General features: G+C 70.4%; 13 protein-coding genes. 7 read left to right on the forward strand and 6 right to left on the reverse strand.

Features of this window, described 5'->3' with window-relative positions:
• Window positions 1–185: 185 nt before the first annotated feature.
• The 6 genes from ABD331_RS05955 to ABD331_RS05980 form a co-directional block, all read right to left on the reverse strand.
• A complete protein-coding gene (locus ABD331_RS05955) occupies window positions 186–3113 on the reverse strand; it encodes a ComEC/Rec2 family competence protein (protein ID WP_344471309.1) in 2928 nt (975 codons plus the stop codon).
• 1 nt (window position 3114) lies between these two features.
• Window positions 3115–4446 (reverse strand): ComEA family DNA-binding protein, encoded by a 1332-nt coding sequence (locus ABD331_RS05960; RefSeq protein WP_344471311.1) that lies wholly within the window; start codon window positions 4444–4446, stop codon window positions 3115–3117.
• 364 nt (window positions 4447–4810) lie between these two features.
• A complete protein-coding gene (locus ABD331_RS05965) occupies window positions 4811–5953 on the reverse strand; it encodes a DegV family protein (RefSeq protein WP_344471314.1) in 1143 nt (380 codons plus the stop codon).
• Window positions 5954–6035: 82 nt separating this feature from the next.
• Window positions 6036–7244, reverse strand: coding sequence for an imidazolonepropionase (gene hutI, locus ABD331_RS05970; protein WP_148439280.1), 1209 nt, complete (start codon window positions 7242–7244; stop codon window positions 6036–6038).
• 480 nt (window positions 7245–7724) lie between these two features.
• Complete coding sequence (hflX, locus tag ABD331_RS05975) at window positions 7725–9137, reverse strand: GTPase HflX (RefSeq protein WP_344471319.1); 1413 nt, start codon at window positions 9135–9137, stop codon at window positions 7725–7727.
• An 88-nt stretch (window positions 9138–9225) separates the two neighbouring features.
• On the reverse strand, window positions 9226–9921 hold the full coding sequence (locus tag ABD331_RS05980; protein ID WP_344471321.1) for a DUF4097 family beta strand repeat-containing protein: 696 nt from the start codon (window positions 9919–9921) through the stop codon (window positions 9226–9228).
• 142 nt (window positions 9922–10063) lie between these two features.
• Here ABD331_RS05980 and aceB point away from each other — a divergent pair, with 142 nt between their 5' ends.
• From aceB to ABD331_RS06015, 7 genes are all read left to right on the forward strand, one after another.
• Window positions 10064–11641: a malate synthase A gene (aceB, locus tag ABD331_RS05985; protein WP_344471322.1), complete on the forward strand. Its 1578-nt coding sequence runs from the start codon at window positions 10064–10066 to the stop codon at window positions 11639–11641.
• A 14-nt stretch (window positions 11642–11655) separates the two neighbouring features.
• Window positions 11656–13092, forward strand: coding sequence for an FAD-linked oxidase C-terminal domain-containing protein (locus ABD331_RS05990; RefSeq protein WP_344471325.1), 1437 nt, complete (start codon window positions 11656–11658; stop codon window positions 13090–13092).
• Window positions 13089–14249 (forward strand): FAD-binding oxidoreductase, encoded by a 1161-nt coding sequence (locus tag ABD331_RS05995; RefSeq protein WP_344471327.1) that lies wholly within the window; start codon window positions 13089–13091, stop codon window positions 14247–14249. The genes ABD331_RS05990 and ABD331_RS05995 overlap by 4 nt, the downstream gene beginning before the upstream one ends.
• Window positions 14249–15451: a (Fe-S)-binding protein gene (locus tag ABD331_RS06000; RefSeq protein WP_344471330.1), complete on the forward strand. Its 1203-nt coding sequence runs from the start codon at window positions 14249–14251 to the stop codon at window positions 15449–15451. The genes ABD331_RS05995 and ABD331_RS06000 overlap by 1 nt, the downstream gene beginning before the upstream one ends.
• Window positions 15452–15530: 79 nt before the next feature.
• A complete protein-coding gene (locus ABD331_RS06005) occupies window positions 15531–16271 on the forward strand; it encodes an IclR family transcriptional regulator (protein WP_344471332.1) in 741 nt (246 codons plus the stop codon).
• Between the two features lie 81 nt (window positions 16272–16352).
• Window positions 16353–17093 (forward strand): IclR family transcriptional regulator, encoded by a 741-nt coding sequence (locus ABD331_RS06010; RefSeq protein ID WP_344471334.1) that lies wholly within the window; start codon window positions 16353–16355, stop codon window positions 17091–17093.
• A 3-nt stretch (window positions 17094–17096) separates the two neighbouring features.
• Window positions 17097–17309, forward strand: coding sequence for a DUF2277 domain-containing protein (locus ABD331_RS06015; RefSeq protein ID WP_344471336.1), 213 nt, complete (start codon window positions 17097–17099; stop codon window positions 17307–17309).
• The last annotated feature ends 44 nt before the right edge of the window (window positions 17310–17353 follow it).

The raw sequence follows: 17353 nt of genomic DNA on the forward strand, positions 1-17353 counted from the left end.
ACGACTACACGTTCAACAGGACGGTATTCAGCAGGTGTACCGTCTCGCCGATGCTAGCCACCACCAGTCCCAGGTCGGCTGATCGTTGGCGGCCACCGCAACGACCTCGGCCGAAGACTGGTCTGAGGCCAGGCCAATCGCCATCTGTTCGTATGGCCCGGCTTGCCGTGCGCTCTATCTCCTGGTTACGGTCCGCGCGGGATCACAGCCAGCCTTCCCCTTCCTTCGACTACTGCCAGGTCTCCTGACTGATCCGTTCGGTACACGGCGAGTCCGAGGCGGTGGAGCAGGCTCAGCGTGGACATGGCGGGGTGACCGTAGGTGTTGTCGGATCCCACACTGATCAGTGCCGCTCGTGCGCCGAGCGAAGCCAGGAATGCCGGCGACTGTCGATTCGATCCATGGTGCGGGGTTTTGAGGAGGTCGGCCCGTATCGGGAGCCGGTGCAGGAGTTCGTCCTGGGCTTCGGTTTCCAGGTCGCCGCTGAGCAGGATGGAGCCGGCACGCCAGCGTACGTGGAGGACCACGCTTGCGTTGTTGATCGCGCTGCCTTCGCCCGCCCCGTTCATCTCGGCGTGGGAGGGGTCGGGAGCCAGTACGGTCACTTCGCTGGGTCCGAAGCGCCAGCGTGTCCCTGGTGGGGTCGTCCATTCGGGTATTCGGTCGCGGGTCAGGAGGGCGGAGAGTCGTGCGCTGGAGTGTGCGCCTGTGCGGTGGGGGCTGACGAGCACGGCTCCTACCCGCCGGTTTCTGAGTACGCCCGGCAGGCCGTCGGTGTGGTCGGCGTGCGGGTGGGTGAGGACGATCAGGAGCACGTCTTCGATGCCGAGTCTGCGCAGGCATCGGTCCATGGTGACCGGGTCTGGTCCTGTGTCGACCACGACTCCCCGGCCCTGCCCTGCCGCGAGTACGAGGCCATCGCCCTGGCCCACGTCGCACATCACCATCAGCCATCCCTTGGGCGGCCATGGGGCCGCGATGGGCCGGACCACCAGGACCACCACGAGGGCGGCGATGGCCGCCGTCAGTGCGACGGTGCGCCAGGCGCGGCGTCTCAGGACGGGGATCGACGCGATGGTTGCAAGAAGGAGCAGGCCTAGTCCTGGAAGGCCTGCTGGCCATGGCAGGGTTGCGAAGGGAAGGTTCACCGCCCAGCGGGCGACCGTGACGATCCAGCCGACCGCGTACCCCGCTGGGATCACCAGGAGCCGCGCGCCGTCGGGCCAGATGGGGGCTACCAAGGCGGCTCCGAAACCGAGCAGGGTCGCGGGTGCCACCGCTGGTGCGACGAGGATGTTGGCTATCACGGCGATGGGCGTCAATTGGCCCGACATCAGCACCAGTACCGGTGTCACGGCCAGCTGAGCCGCTGCCGGCACCGCCACCGCCTCAGCCAGGAAGCGGGGAAGCCGGTACGGGGGTCTTTCGGGATTGGCGTGGCGAGATGCGGGGCTAAGGGCGCCGCTTGGCTCCTCCGATGATGTGCTCTCCTCTCTGCCGGGAGTGCGATCTGGCTCGTCCGGTGGTGTGTTTCTCCCCTTGCCGGGCGCACGGTTCGGCACGTCCGGTGGTGTGGTCCTCTCCTTGCCGGGCGCACGGTTCGGCACGTCCGGTGGTGTGCTTCTCTCCTTGCCGGGAGTGTGGATCGGCTCGTCTGGTGGTGTGTTCTCCTCCTTTGTGCCTGACAGTTTGTCTCTCCAGCGTGGGGCGAGAAGGAGGATGCCGGCGGTCGCTGTGACAGAGAGGGCGAAGCCGTAGGAGCGGGCCAGTTCCGGGGCGAACAGCACCAGGAAGAGGACCGTGGCGGACAGGGCTGCGAGGCCGTCCTTTGAGCGGCCCGTGCCCATCGCGATGGCTGCTGCCAGGCCCATGAGGAGGGCGCGGAGCACGCTCGGGGACGGGCGGGCGACCACCGTGAACGCGAGCATCGCGACGGCGGCGAAGAGCGCCCTCATAGGGAGGGAGATGCCTATCAGGCGGGAGAGTGCGAGGGTCGCGCCTGCGACGATCGCCAAATTGGCTCCCGAAACGGCATTTAGGTGGCTCAGGCCGGCTTCTCTGAGGTCTGCGGTCACCTGGGGGTCCATGCGGGAGACGTCGCCGACGACCAGGCCCGGGAGGAGGCCACGTTGGTCGGGTGGCAGGACGTCGGCGGCGGCCCGTAGACCTGCTCTGAGGGTGCCTGCTGCTGTTTGGAGGGTGGATGGGGGTGTGAGGACCCGTGGTGGGGTTCGGGCCAGCAGAGTGGCTGCTACCAGGGTGCCGGGGGATGGACTTGCCAGGCGGCCGGAGACTTCCACGGTTTGGGTGGGCAGGAGGGGGCCCCAGGCTTGGCCGGTGGCGAAGACGGTGATGGGGATGTTGACGGCTTGGCTGGTGGTGGATGTTCGGATGATCTTGAGGTCGGCGGAGATCACATAGCTTTCCTGGGTGAAGCGGGTCGGTCTGCGTTCTGGGTCGTTGGTCAGGGTGATCTCGGCGGTGATGAAGGTGTTGTGGTTGGCGAGTTCTGCTGCTGGGCTTGTGGTCAGGGCGTGGATGCGGAGGGCGGCTGAGGCTGAGGCGGCTGCTGTGCAGATGAGGGTGGCTAGGAGGATGTTGCGCCAGCCGGCCTGTCCGAGATCGCGGCGATCGTCGGCTTGTCCAGGATCGCGGCGATCGCTGGCTTGTCCAGGATCGCGGCGGTCGTCGGCTTGTTCGGGATCGCGGCGAGCCTTGGGTGCGGTGTTGGGGTCTTTGGGCGGTGCTGGTGATGAGGGTGAGCGGGTGAGCCAGGCCGTTGCTGCGGCGCTCAGGGCTGCGATGGTGGCGACGATCGTCCCAGCGAGGGGTGGGCAGGCCAGGAGGATCAGGGCGCTGGCCCAGGCTGCGAGGGCGGGGAGGGTGAGGGGCCATGCGTGCACGCGGTTGTGGGTGTCTTGATCTGCTTGAGTGGTGTCGATACTTCGGTCCGTGGTGGCGATACTTCGGTCCGTGGCGGCAATGCTTCGGTGCTGCTCCCGGTGGGCGCTGGCTCGTCCTCTGCTTTCCTCCGCAGCGCCAGCCCGTCCGTTGGCTTCCTGGACGGGGTCGGCCCAGGCTTGGTGGCGTTCGTCGAGTCGGGGGGTGGGCATGTCAGACACGGACCTTCGGCTTTATCTCCTCGAACTTTCTTGGGCCTATGCCTGAGACTTCGCGGAGTTGGTCGATGCTGGTGAAGCCGCCGCGGCTGGTACGGAACTCCGCTATGCGTGCTGCCAAGACCTCGCCCACGCCCGGTAGTTGCTCCAGTTGGTCCGGGGTGGCGGCGTTGAGGTCCAGGATGGCGCCGTTGGGGTCCGTCGCAGGAGAGATCGGCGAGACTTGGCCGGGGTTGGCGCCTACCACTATCTGCTCGCCGTCTATCAGGCGTCTGGCCAGGTTGAGTGAGCCTGTGGAGGCGCTGCGGGACACTCCTCCTGCGGCTGCCACCGCGTCGGTTACTCGGGCGCCTGATGGGAGGAGGTATACGCCTGGTTTGCGGATCTTGCCGGTGATGTGGACGGTGACCTTGGTTGTGCTCGCCGGTGAGGGTGAGGGCGGGGGTGTGATCGGGGTTGTCGGGGTGGGGGGTGGGAGGGGTTGCGGGGAAGGGGCCGACTGCCAGACGAAGAAGATCGCCAGGGCTGTCGCGAGTACGCCTACGGCGAGGAGTACGCGTAGGCCCGGCTTGCCTGGGTCGAGGGTGGCCGGGGCCTGGGAGGTGACGGCGGCTCGAAGGGCTTGAAGGGCTCGGGGTAGGGGCGCAGGGTGTTCGGGCCTCGGTGGCGGCTCGGGAGGCCACGGTTCGGATGGGCGCTGTTCGGGGAGCCACGGCGCAGGTGGGCGCTGCTCGGGAGGCAACGGCGCGGGCGGACGTTGTTCGGGTGGCAACGGCGCGGGCGGACGTTGTTCGGGTGGCAACGGCGCAGGTGGGCGCAGCTCGGGGAGCCACGACACGGGTGGGCGCTGGTCAGGTGGCAACGGCGCGGGTGGGCGCAGTTCGGGTGGCCATGATCCGGATGGGCGCTGTACGAGTGGAAGCTGTACTGGTGGCCGCGATTCGGGAGGACGCTGTTCGGGGAGCCACGGCTCGGGGGGACGCTGCTGGGTTGGTGGGGGTTCAGGCGTCCGTGGCGGGTCCGACCGCGGCTCATCCACGGGTCGGTCATCCGCTGGCTGACCGGCCGCTGGTTGCTGGGCGTACGGACGCTTGCCTGCTGAGCGCCCGACCGCTGCTGTCTCGGCTCGCGGCCAGCCGTCTGTGGTTTCCTCAAGTACCGGCCTGTCGGCTGATGACTCCTGCGAGGGGACGTGGCGGTGTGCTGTCCGCCCTGGGGCGGGTCCCGTGCCCCAGGGGAGGCGGCGGGGGCGACGGGCAGGAGCGGTGATCGACCGTAGCCGGGATTCGGCTATGGCGCGTTCTGCCGTGGGGTCGGGGGTTCGCACGGCCAAGAACGTACGGCTTGGGTGGGGTCGGCGAAGGGACCGAGCGGGGTTCTGTGGATGGGAGGGGAGATGGGCAGGCGCGCTTGTGGGCGGTGCAGAAGGATGGTGTGGGGGCCTGTGTATGGGGGCGCAAGGGAGCTGTGCTTGCTGTGGATCGAGGAGGGCGACGCTGGAGCTGGCTGGGGAGATGGAGGAGAGGGACGGCGGGCTGGCTGTGAATGAGGGAGGCGGGGCGGGGCTGGCTGTGAATGAGAGAGGCGGGGCGGGGCTAGCTGTGAATGAGAGAGGCGGGGCGGGGCTAGCTGTGAATGAGAGAGGCGGGGCGTGGGCGGTGCCGTTCGGAGCGGAAGGGCGCGAGGCGTGATCAGGTGTCGGATGAGGTGATCGTCAGGCCGAGCATGCCGGGCCCCACGTGTACGCCGATCACGGCGCCTACCTCGACCACCCGCAGATCCCGAAGGCCGGGCACCCGTTTGTGCAGCCGTTGCGCCAGTGCGTCGGCTCGTTCCCTGGCCGCCAGGTGCTGCACCGCCACCTCCACCGGCCCCTTCCCCGCCGCCTGTACCGCCAGGTCCTCCAGGCGGGCGATGGCGCGGGACGACGTGCGGACCTTCTCCAGGAGGGAGATGCGGCCGTCGGCGAGGTGGAGGAGGGGTTTGATCATGAGGGCGGAGCCGAGGAGGGAGGCGGCTGTGCCGATGCGGCCGCTGCGGTGGAGGTAGTCGAGGGTGTCGACGTAGAAGAACGTCCGGGTGGTGCGCATGCTGGTGCGGGCGGCGGCCACGACCTCGTCGAGGGACGCTCCGGTGGCGGCGGTTCGGGCGGCGGCGAGGACCGGGTAGCCCAGGCCCATCGCGATCGAGCGGCTGTCGATGACTTCCACCGGTACGGGGGCGTCTCGGGCGGCGGATCGGGCGGATTCGATGGTGCCTGACAGTTCGCCTGAGACGTGGATGGAGACGATGGCGGTGGCACCGGCGGCGGCGAGGGCGGAGTAGCAGGCGGCGAAGCGGGCGGGGGCGGGGCGGGAGGTGGTGGCGGAGGCCAGGTCGCCGGTGAAGGAGTCTTCGTCGAAGGTGAGGGCGCTGCTGAAACGGCCCTGGGGGTGGTGGGAGGTGCGGTTGCCGGGTGATGTGCGCCCCCCGATGCGTGGGGGGCGGCGGTCGCTGGGCGAGATGCGGTCACTAGGCGAGATGCGGTCGCTGGAGGTGGACTCGCCGCCGGAAGATTCCCTGGTATTGGAGGTGGAGTCGCCGCGGAAGGACTCCCTGGTGCTGGAGGTGGAGTCGCCACGGAAAGACTCACGGGTGGAGTCGCCGCGGCAAGACTCACTGGTGGTGTCGCCGTGGGAAGTATCCCCGGCGCCGGAGTTGAGGTCGGAGCGCGGGGGTTCGTCTGCGCCGGAAGTGCGATCGCCGCGCGAGGGCTTCCCGCCGGAGGTTGGGCCGCCGCGCGACACACCGCCGCCCGTCCCAGGGCCGCCGTGCCCGACCACCTGTACGGGCACCACAGTCACCCCAGCCACAGCCCCCAAATAAGCAGTCGAATCCGTAACAACCGCAACCAAGGCCGCCATACCCCGAGATTAACTACTGAACGGGCGTTCCACCCCGCCACACCCGCCGCGGCTTCAACCCGAACGACCAGGCGAAGGCGCCTTCGTGGTCGGCGTCCCACTGCACGATGTCCGCGAGCCGCCCGGGAGCCAGCACCCCGCGGTCGGGAGCGCCGAGGACGGTGGCGCCGCCGAGGGTGGCCGCGCGCAGGGCGTCGTTGACGCTCATCCCGAACGCCGACACCGCCATGGCCACGACCAGGGACATCGAGGTGATGCCGCAGTAGCCGGGGTTGTGGTCGCTGCCGAGGGCGATCTGCACGCCGTGCTTGATCATCTGGCGGACCGGCGGGAGGTGGCCGCGCTGGAGGGCGGTGGCCGGGCAGACGACGGCGGGGACGCCGTAGCGGGACATGATGGCGATGTCCTCGTCGGACATGTGGTGCAGGCCGTCGGCGGAGGCGCAGCCGAGCTCGGCGGCGAGCTGGACGGCGCCGCGGCGGCTGAAGATGCCGGCGTGGATGCGCGGCAGCAGGCCCACGTTGCGACCGGAGGCGAGGACCCAGCGGGACTCCTCGGTGGTGAAGTAGCCCTCGTCGCAGTAGACGTCCACGCTGTCGGCACCGGCGGCGGCCGCGTCGGCGCACCAGGCGCCCACGGCCTCGACGTACTCGCGCTGCCTGCCGAAGTACTCGGGCGGCACCACGTGCGCGGCCAGGAACGTGACGTGCACCCGCGGCATCATCGGCTCCTTCTCCAGCTCGCGCAGGAGCCGCACGTCGGCGAGCTCGCCGTCGCGGGTGAGGTGGTAGCCGGTCTTGGCCTCGACGGTGGTGGTGCCGCTGAGCAGCCAGCTGCGCAGCCGCTCGCGCACGCCGTTGCACAAGGTCCACGGGTCGGTGCCGCGGGTCACGGTGACGGTGGAGCCCACGCCGCCGCCCGCCGCGGTGATCGAGGCGGAGGTGGAGCCGCCGGTGCGGATGGCCAGCTCGGCGTAGCGGTTGCCGGCGTAGACGGGGTGGGTGTGGGCGTCGATGAGGCCGGGCGTGACGAGGGCGCCGCCGAGGTTCTCGACGTGGTCGACGTCGACGATGTCATCGACCACGCCTGGCACGCTCTGCGGCAGGTCCGGCGCGCGGCCGACCCAGGCGATGCGGTCGTTGTGCACGAGGATGGCGGCGTTGCTGAGGACCTCGTTGCCGGTCCAGAGGCGGCCGATGTTGGTCAGCAGTCGGACGGTCACCGCATCACCACCCAGCATGACCCCCCGCACGAGCGCGCAGCCCAGCGCACGGCCTGTGCCGCGCCCACTGAGTCCGCTCCGGGTCCGGACGACATGGGGGGTCTCCTGCTCTTCCGCATCGAGTTGTGCGGTGACCGTACCGCCGGACCCATGATCCGGCGATTTCAGTTCAGTTACGTTATTTCACATGTTGGGCTGCTGTACAGGGTTATTCGGAAGAAAGACCATTCATCCCAAACATCACGCAGCCCTGCCTTGTCCCCACGGCTCCCACTGACGACGTCAACACTCACAGTCATCATCGAACCCAGAACCCAAACCCAAAACGAGACCAACGTCTGGCCAATCCTAGCAATCCCAGGGTTCGGGGACCACTGCCGCTTTTGGGCGAGTGTGTGCGTTTTGTGATGGGTGCTGCCCGACCAAGCAAAAATGACGGGATGGCCCGGCAAGTGACACCGGGCCATCCAGAGAAGAAGGTCAGGCTACGCGCTCCACCGGCTTGCCCACCCGCAGCAGCTCCTGCGACAAGCTGGGCAGCACCCTGGCGTGCAGGATCGTCCCGTCACCCACGTGGTCCACCGAGAGCACCTCGCCCTCCTTGTGGGCCCGCGAGACGAGGTCGCCCCGCTCGTACGGCACCAGCAGATGAACCTCGTGATCCAGCCGCGGCAGCCGCTCCTCGATCAGGTCCATCAGCGCGGGGATGCCCTTGCCCGTGCGGGCGGAGACCACGATGCTGTCGCGCTCGCGCCTGGCGATGCGGTCCAGCACCTCCTGGTCGGCCGCGTCGGCCTTGTTGATCACGACGATCTCGGGGATCTCGGCGGCGCCGTCGATGTCGGCGAACACCTCCCGTACGGCCGCGAGCTGCCCCTCGGGGTCGGGGTGCGAGCCGTCGACCACGTGCAGGATCAGGTCGGCGTCGGCGACCTCCTCCAGCGTGGACCTGAACGCCTCGACGAGCTGGTGCGGCAGGTGCCGGACGAAACCGACGGTGTCGGCGATCGTGAACAGCCTGCCCTCCGGGGTGCGCGCGCGGCGCACGGTCGGGTCGAGGGTGGCGAACAGCGCGTCCTCGACCAGCACGCCCGCGCCGGTGACGCGGTTGAGCAGCGAGGACTTGCCCGCGTTGGTGTAGCCGGCGATGGCCACGGCGGGCACCTCGCGGCGCTGGCGCCGGTGGCGCATGGTCTCGCGCGAGGTGGACATGCCGCTGATCTGGCGGCGCAGCTTCGACATGCGCTCGCGGATGCGCCGGCGGTCCAGCTCGATCTTCGTCTCACCGGGGCCGCGGCCACCGATGCCGACGCCGCCGGCGGCGCGACCGCCGACCTGCCGGGACAGGTTGCCACCCCAGCCGCGCAGGCGCGGCAGCAGGTACGAAAGCTGCGCCAGCTCGACCTGGGCCTTGCCCTCGCGGCTCTTGGCGTGCTGGGCGAAGATGTCGAGGATCAGCGCGGTCCGGTCGATGACCTTGACCTTGACGATGTCCTCGAGCTGGCGGAGCTGGCCGGGGGTCAGCTCGCCGTCGCAGATCACGGTGTCGGCGCCGCTGGACTCGACGACGTCGCGCAGCTCCAGGGCCTTGCCCGAGCCGATGTAGGTGGCCGGGTCGGGCTTCTGGCGGCGCTGGATGAGCCCGTCGAGCACCTCGGATCCGGCCGTCTCGGCCAGGAGCTTGAGCTCGAGCAGGGAGTTGTCGGCCTCCTCCGCGGTGCCGGAGGTCCAGACGCCGACGAGAACGACCCGTTCGAGCCGCAGCTGCCGGTACTCGACCTCGGAGACATCCTGGAGTTCGGTGGAGAGGCCCGCCACGCGGCGGAGCGCCTGGCGATCCTCGAGGTCCATGTCGCCGGTCTCGAACGCGTCGAGCTCGGAGTATTCGTGCATACGTGTCATCTCTATTAGGGAACGTCTGGACACCTCGGTGTCTTCCCACGATGGTGGCATGACATCCGTTACGCAATCACCTGGTTAATCAAGCAGGCTTGACCGTGATGTCGCCGGACCCCGCGGTCAGCGAGATCTTGTGGGCCGACGTGGCGTCCTTCTTGACCGTCACGGTGGCGTCGCCGGAGCCCACGTCGGTCTTGACGTCGTAGGCGCCGTCGGGGACGTGCAGCGTGATGTCCCCCGATCCGGTCTTCAGCTCGGCGGTTTCCGGCGCGGCGGTGTAGGTCAGCTCGATGTTGCCCGACCCCAGGTCGGCGTAAACCTTCTTGCCCGACAGCCCGGCCGCGTCCACGTCCCCCGAGCCGGCGGTCAGGTCGATCTGGCCGGTCAGGTTCCGCAGGGTGAGGTTGCCGGAGCCGGCCTCCAGGTCGACCGGGAGCCCCTTGGGGATCTCGATCTTGTAGTCGACGCTGCAGCTTCCCCAGCTGGACGGGCAGGCGTAGGTGAGGAACAGCGCCTCGCCCTCGACCTTGTGCTCCGGCTTGGGCTTGTCGGAGTCGCCGCGCCAGTGCAGGGTCTCGACGACCCGCACGGCGGTGCCGTCGGTCTCGGTGATCACGGCCTCACCCGAGTCGTTCTTGAGCTGGAGCTTGGTGACCTTGTCCGTCACCTGGTACGAGACCGTGTCCTCGTTCGAGGGGCCGGCGATGTCGCCGAGGCCGCACCCCGTCAGCAGCGCCGCGGCGGCGAGCAGTCCGCCCGCGATCGCAATCGTCTTCATGCGGAAATCCTGTCGCGGGACGCGCTGCGGTGACATCGGGGATGCCCCCAGGGGAACCCCACCCTTTGACCCCCGAACATCAGGGGAGTAATTTCACTTCCACCATCCAGAACTTGTTTTCCACGATATGGAAAGAGGTCCCATGGAGATCACCGGCCCGATGCACGACCGGTTCGACGAGATCCTCACGCCGGAGGCGCGCGATTTCGTGGCCGCTCTCCAGCGGGAGTTCGGCGCCAGGCGGCTGGAGCTGCTGGAGGCCCGCCAGGCGCGCCAGGCGGAGCTGTCGGCGGGCGGCATGCTCGACTTCCTGCCCGAGACGAAGGAGATCAGGGAGAGCGACTGGCAGGTCGCGCCCCCGGCGCCCGGCCTGGAGGACAGGCGCGTCGAGATCACCGGCCCGGTCGACAAGAAGATGACGATCAACGCGCTCAACTCCGGCGCCAAGGTGTGGCTGGCCGACTTCGAGGACGCCAACTCGCCGCTGTGGGAGAACTGCGTCTCCGGCCACCTCAACCTGCGCGACGCGCTCGACCGCACGATCGACTTCGAGACGGGCGGCAAGGCGTACGCGCTCAAGCCCGACAGCGAGCTGGCCACCGTCGTGGTGCGCCCGCGCGGCTGGCACCTGGACGAGAAGCACGCCCAGGTCGACGGGCGGCCGGTCGCCGGGTCGCTGTTCGACTTCGGCCTCTACTTCTTCCACTGCGCCCAGCGGCAGATCGACAAGGGCAAGGGCCCGTACTTCTACCTGCCCAAGATCGAGTCGTACCTGGAGGCGCGGCTCTGGAACGACGTGTTCACCAGGGCGCAGCAGCTCCTCGGCATCCCGCACGGCACGATCAGGGCGACCGTGCTGATCGAGACGTACCCGGCGGCGTTCGAGATGGAGGAGATCCTCTACGAGCTGCGCGACCACTCGGCCGGGCTGAACGCGGGCCGCTGGGACTACCTGTTCAGCGTGATCAAGAAGTTCCGCACGCGGGGCCGCGAGTTCCTGCTGCCCGAGCGGAACGCGGTCACGATGACGGCCCCGTTCATGCGCGCGTACACGGAGCTGCTGGTGCGCACCTGCCACAAGCGCGGCGCGCACGCCATCGGCGGGATGGCCGCGTTCATCCCCTCCCGCAGGGACCCCGAGGTCAACGCGGTGGCGCTGGAGAAGGTCCGGGCGGACAAGACGCGCGAGTCGGGCGACGGCTTCGACGGGTCGTGGGTGGCGCACCCCGACCTGGTGCCGATCTGCCGCGAGGTCTTCGACGGCGTGCTCGGCTCGCGGCCGAACCAGCTCGACCGGCTGCGCGAGGACGTCAGCGTGACCGCCGCCGAGCTGCTCGCCGTCTCCGAGACGCCGGGCGACATCACCGAGGCGGGCCTGCGCAACAACGTGGACGTGGCGCTGCGCTACCTGGCCGCCTGGATGGGCGGGCTGGGCGCGGTCGCCATCCACAACCTCATGGAGGACGCGGCCACCGCGGAGATCTCCCGCTCCCAGATCTGGCAGTGGATCCACAACGACATCACCCTGGCCGACACCGCGCAGCAGGTGACCAAGGAGCTGGTGGAGCGGATCATCACCGAGGAGGTCGCGAAGATCGCGATGGAGCCCGGCTACGACGAGAAGTTGTTCGCGCAGGCGACGGCGCTGTTCAAGGAAGTGGCGCTGGACGACGACTTCGCCGAGTTCCTGACTCTTCCCGCGTACGCCCAGATGCCGTAGAAAATCTGATGATGATGGACAAGCTCGTAGCGGCTCTGCGTTCGCTTCTGCCCGGCGACTCGGTGATCACCGATCCGGTGCGGTTGCGCACGTACGAGTGCGACGGCCTCACCTACCACCGGGCGACCCCCGGCGTGGTCGTGCTGCCCGCCACGGCCGAGCAGGTCGCCCAGGTGGTACGGCTGTGCAACGAGCACGGCGTGCCCTTCGTGGCCAGGGGCTCGGGCACCGGCCTGTCGGGGGGCGCGCTCCCGCGCGAGGACGGCGTGCTGATCGTCACGTCGAGGATGCGCGCGATCCTGGAGATCGACCTGCCCAACCGCCGCGCGGTCGTGGAGCCCGGCGTGACGAACCTGGCCATCACCGAGGCCGTGCGCGACCGCGGCTACTACTACGCGCCCGACCCGTCCAGCCAGCAGGTCTGCTCGATCGGCGGCAACGTCGCGGAGAACTCCGGCGGCGCGCACTGCCTGAAGTACGGCTTCACCGTCAACCACGTGGAGGCCTGCGAGATCGTCACCCCCGACGGCGACCTGGTCACGCTCGACCGCCTGGACGCGGGCTACGACCTGCTGGGCGCGTTCATCGGCTCGGAGGGCACGCTGGGCATCGCCACCAAGGTCACGGTACGGCTGAGCCGCGCGCCGGAGGCGGTGACCACGGTGCTGGCGGCGTTCGAGAGCATCGAGCAGGGCGGGCTGGCCGTCTCGGCGATCATCGGGGCGGGCATCGTGCCGGCCGCGATCGAGATGATGGACGCGCTGGCCATCGAGGCGGCCGAGGCGGCGGTGGCCTGCTCCTACCCGGAGGGCGCGGGCGCGGTGCTGATCGTGGAGCTGGACGGGCCCGCCGCCGAGGTGGACCTCCAGTTCGCCCAGCTCCAGGAGATCTGCGCGAACGCGTTCGAGCTGCGCGTGGCGGCCGGCGCGGCCGAGCGGGCGGCGATCTGGAAGGGCCGCAAGTCGGCGTTCGCCGCCGTCGGGCGCATCAGCCCGGCCTACATCGTGCAGGACGGCGTGGTCCCGCGCACGTCGCTGCCCGCCGTGCTGGCCGCCATCGACCGGCTGTCGGCGGAGCACGGCATCAGGGTGGCCAACGTCTTCCACGCCGGCGACGGCAACCTGCATCCGCTGGTGCTGTTCGACGACGAGGAGCCGGGGGCGGGCGAGCGGGCCGAGGTGGTGTCGGGCGCGATCCTCGATTTGTGCATCGAGCACGGCGGCTCGATCACGGGCGAGCACGGGGTCGGCGTGGACAAGTCCCGATATATGACGAAGATGTTCAGCGCGGACGACCTGGACACCATGCAGCTCGTCCGGTGCGCGTTCGACCCCCGGGGCCTGGCGAACCCGGGCAAGGTGTTCCCCACGCCGCGCCTGTGCGGCGAGGTGCCGGGCGTGCGCAAGGGCGTGCATCCGCTGGTCGAGTCGGGGAAGGCGGAGCAGTTTTGATCGAGGGGGTGACGGTCAGGCAGGCGGGCGAGGACGACGCCGTCCTCGGCGTGCCGCCCCGCTGGGTGGCGCTGCCGGAGACCGTCGAGGAGATCGCGGCCGTGCTGCGGGCCTGCGCCGAGCGCGACCTGGCGGTGGTGCCCGTGGGCGGCGGCACCAAGCTGCACTGGGGCCCGCCGCCCGAGCGCTGCGACGTGCTGCTCGACCTGTGCTGCATGAACGAGATCCTGGAGCACGCGGCGGGCGACCTGGTGGTGCGCGCGCAGGCCGGGGTGACCATGGACGCGCTGGCGGGCACGCTCGCAGGCAAGGGGCAGGAGCTGGCGCTCGACGTGCCGTTCAGCGAGGGCACGACGGTCGGCGGCACGCTGGCCACCGCGCTGCACGGGCCGCGCTCCTTCCGGTACGGCGCCGCGCGCGACCTGCTCATCGGCATCACCGTGGTGCTGCCCGACGGGACGATCGCCCGTTCAGGCGGCAAGGTGGTCAAGAACGTCGCGGGTTACGACCTGGGCAAGCTGTTCACCGGCTCGTACGGCACGCTCGGCGTCATCGCGGAGGCCACGTTCCGCCTGCACCCCCTGCCCGCCGACCGCCGCTGGGTGGTCGCGCGGCTCGATCGCGCCCAGGCGGCGCCGGTCGCGGCGGCGCTGACGGCCTCGCAGGCCGAGCCGAGCGCGGTCGAGGCCGACTGGCCGGACCCCGAGGGCCCGCTCACGCTGGCGGTGCTGGTGGAGGGCTCGGCGGCCGAGGCCAGGGCCGAGGCGCTGCGCGAGCTGGCCGGCGGCTCCGTCACCCGGGAGCGGCCGTCCTGGTGGGGGTTGATCGACAGCGACGAGGTGCTGGTCGAGGCGCGCTTCCTGCCGCAGGACACCGCCGGCGTGCTCGACGCGGTCGCGACGACCGGGCTGGCGCTGCGCGGCTCGCTCGCCTCCGGGCGGGTGCTGCTGGCGGCGTGGCGGGAGACGACCGGGGACGAGCTGGCCGCCGCCGTGGCGCGGCTGCGCGAACGGGCGCGGGTGAGCGTGCTCGCCGCCCCGTACGACGGGCTCGACCGGTGGGGGCAGGTGAGCGGGCTGCCGTTGATGCGGCGGGTCAAGGAACGGTTCGACCCCGGGCGCAGGATGTCTCCCGGACGGTTCGTGGGAGGCATCTGATGGACCCGAAGCTGATCAACGACTGCGTGCACTGCGGGTTCTGCCTGCCGACCTGCCCCACGTACGCGCTGTGGGGCGAGGAGATGGACTCCCCGCGCGGCCGCATCCACCTGATGAAGCAGCACGTCGAGGGCACCCCCATCACGCCCGAGATGGCCGGGCACTTCGACGCCTGCCTGGGCTGCATGGCGTGCGTGACGGCCTGCCCGTCGGGCGTGCAGTACGACCGGCTGATCGAGCTGACCAGGGTGGAGGTGGAGCGGCAGCACGTGCGCGAGCCCGAGGACAGGGCCGTGCGCGGCATCGTGTTCAGCCTGTTCCCCTACCCGCGGCGGCTGCGGCTGCTGCGGCCGACGATGTGGCTGGCGGAGCGGATGGCGCCGTTCCTCGCCCGCGTGAACCCGAGCCTGGGCGCCATGGCCGCGCTCGCGCCGCGCGTTGCGCGCCGTCAGCGCCTGCCGCGCCTGGTCAGGGCCAGGGGCGAGCGGCGGGCCACGGTCGGCATGCTCACCGGCTGCGTGCAGCGGGAGTTCTTCCCGCAGGTCAACGCGGCCACCGCGCGGGTGCTCGCGCTGGAGGGCTGCGACGTGGTCGTCCCGCCCGAGCAGGGCTGCTGCGGGGCGCTCAGCGTGCACTCCGGGCGCGACGAGCAGGCCAGGCGGCTGGCGAGCCGGACGGTCAGGGCGTTCGAGCGGGCCGGGGTGGACACCGTCGTGGTGAACGCCGCCGGATGCGGCTCCTCCATGAAGGAGTACGCCGAGCTGCTGGAGCACGAGCCCGCGTTCCGCGTCGTGGACCTGTCGGAGTACCTGGCCGAGCTGGGCCCCGTCGCCAAGCGGCATCCGCTGCCGGTCACCGTCGCCTACCACGACGCCTGCCACCTGGCCCACGCCCAGGGGGTGCGGGCGCAGCCGCGTGAGCTGCTGGGCGCGATCCCCGAGCTGGAGCTGCGCGAGATCCCCGAGTCGGCGATCTGCTGCGGGTCGGCGGGCACGTACAACCTGCTGCGGCCCGACGCCGCGCGCGACCTCGGCGACAGGAAGGCCAAGGCGGTCGGCACGACCGGCGCCGAGCTGCTGGTCTCGGCCAACCCCGGCTGCACGATGCAGATCGCCGCCGCCATGCGGCGCTCCGGCGCCACGATCAGGGTCGCGCACACGGCCGAGGTGCTGGACGCCTCCCTGCGCGGGGTCCTGCTGTGACGGGGCCCCTGGGCGGAGCGGCGGAGGAGAGCGGTCCTGCTGTGACGAGGCCGCTCGCCGGAGCGGCGGAGGAGAGCCGGTGAGCGTTCAGTCGGTCGAGCGTGCCCTGGACGTGCTCGAAGCGCTGGCCGAGCACGGCGGCGAGGCCGGGCTGTCGGAGATCGCCGCCAGGACCGGGCTGCCGTACGGGACCATCCACCGGCTGTTGCAGACGCTGCTCGCGCGCGGTTACGTCCGGCAGGAGTCCGACCGGCGCTACGCCCTGGGCGGCGGCCTGGTGCGGCTGGGCGGCATCGCGGAGAGCATGGTCGGCGTGTGGGCGCAGCCGTACCTGACCAGGATGGTCGAGCTGTCCGGCGAGACCGCGAACCTGGCCGTGCTCGAAGGCGACTTCGTCGTCTACGTGGCGCAGGTGCCCTCGCCGCGCAGGCTGCGGATGTTCGCCGAGGTCGGGCGGCGGGTGCTGCCGCACAGCACGGCGGTGGGCAAGGTGCTGCTGGCGGGGCGGCCCGCCTCCGAGGCGGTCGCGGTGTTCGAGCGCACCGGCATGCCCCGCCGCACCCCGAACACGATCACCGACGTGTCCGCCATGCTCACCGAGCTGGGGGCGGTGCGAAGCCGCGGCTACGCGATGGACCTGGGCGAGGAGGAGCTGGGCGTGCACTGCCTGGCCGTGCCGGTGCAGGACGGCGACCGGGTGGTCGCCGCGATGTCGGTGTCGGGGCCCGCCGAGCGGATCGACGCGCTGAACCGCGACCACCTGGCCGAGCGCATGCGGAAGATCGCGCTGGACTTCGGCCACGAGCTCGCGCCCGGCTAGAGCGCTGACTTCGGCCATCAGCTCGCGCCCGGCTAGAGCGCTGACTTCGGCCATCAGCTCGCGCCCGGCTAGAGTTGCGCCATGGGCAACAGCACGTCGGTGCAGTCGGTCGATCGTGCCATCGCGATCCTGGAGATCCTGGCCCGCGACGGCGCCACCCGGGTGACGGACCTGGCCGCCGCGCTCGACGTGCACAAGTCCACGGCGTTCCGGCTGCTGGCGGCGCTGGAGCAGGGCGGGCTGGTGGAGCAGACCGGTGATCGCGGGCGCTATCGGCTCGGGTTCGGCGTCGTACGGCTGGCCGGGGCCGCCACCGCGCAGCTCGACCTGTCGCGCGAGAGCCGTCCCGTGTGCCTGCGGCTCGCCGAGGAGATCGGCGAGACCGTCAACATCGCGGTGGGGCGGGGCGGCGACGCGGTCAACGTCAGCCAGGTGCGCGGCCCCGCAGCGATCAGCGGCCACAACTGGGTCGGCCAGCGCACCCCCTCGCACGCCACCTCCAGCGGCAAGGTGCTGCTCGCCTACGGGGCGCTGCGGCTCGGCCCCGTCCTGGAGCGTTACACGCCGCACACGATCACCGCGCCGGAGTCGCTGCGCCTGGAGGAGATCAGGGAGCGCGGCTGGGCCGCCGCGGTGGAGGAGCTGGAGGTCGGCCTGAACGCGGTGGCGGCGCCCATCAGGGGCGCCGACGGGTCGGTGGTGGCCGCGGTCAGCGCCTCGGGGCCGTCCTACCGGCTGACGCCCGACCGGCTGGCGGAGGTCGGCGCCGTGCTGATCTCCGGCGCACAGGAGATAAGCCAGCGCATCGGATATTACGGTTGAGACATGTGTAGAAGCATCAAGACCCTCCGCCCGCCGTACACCGAGAGCGTGACCGAGGAGGACGTGCGGGCAGCGGCACTCCAGTACGTCAGGAAGATCTCCGGCTTCCGCGCGCCCGCCTCGCACAACGCCGAGGCGTTCGACAAGGCCGTCGAGGCGATCACCAGGGCCTCCGAGGAGTTGCTGGGGGCGCTCCAAGTTCGCGGGAGTCGTTGACAGGGCCTGCCCGTCGGAGAAGTCTCCCCGGTGTAACCCCCAGC

This window comes from Nonomuraea monospora, from assembly GCF_039531895.1.
GTDB lineage: Bacteria > Actinomycetota > Actinomycetes > Streptosporangiales > Streptosporangiaceae > Nonomuraea > Nonomuraea monospora.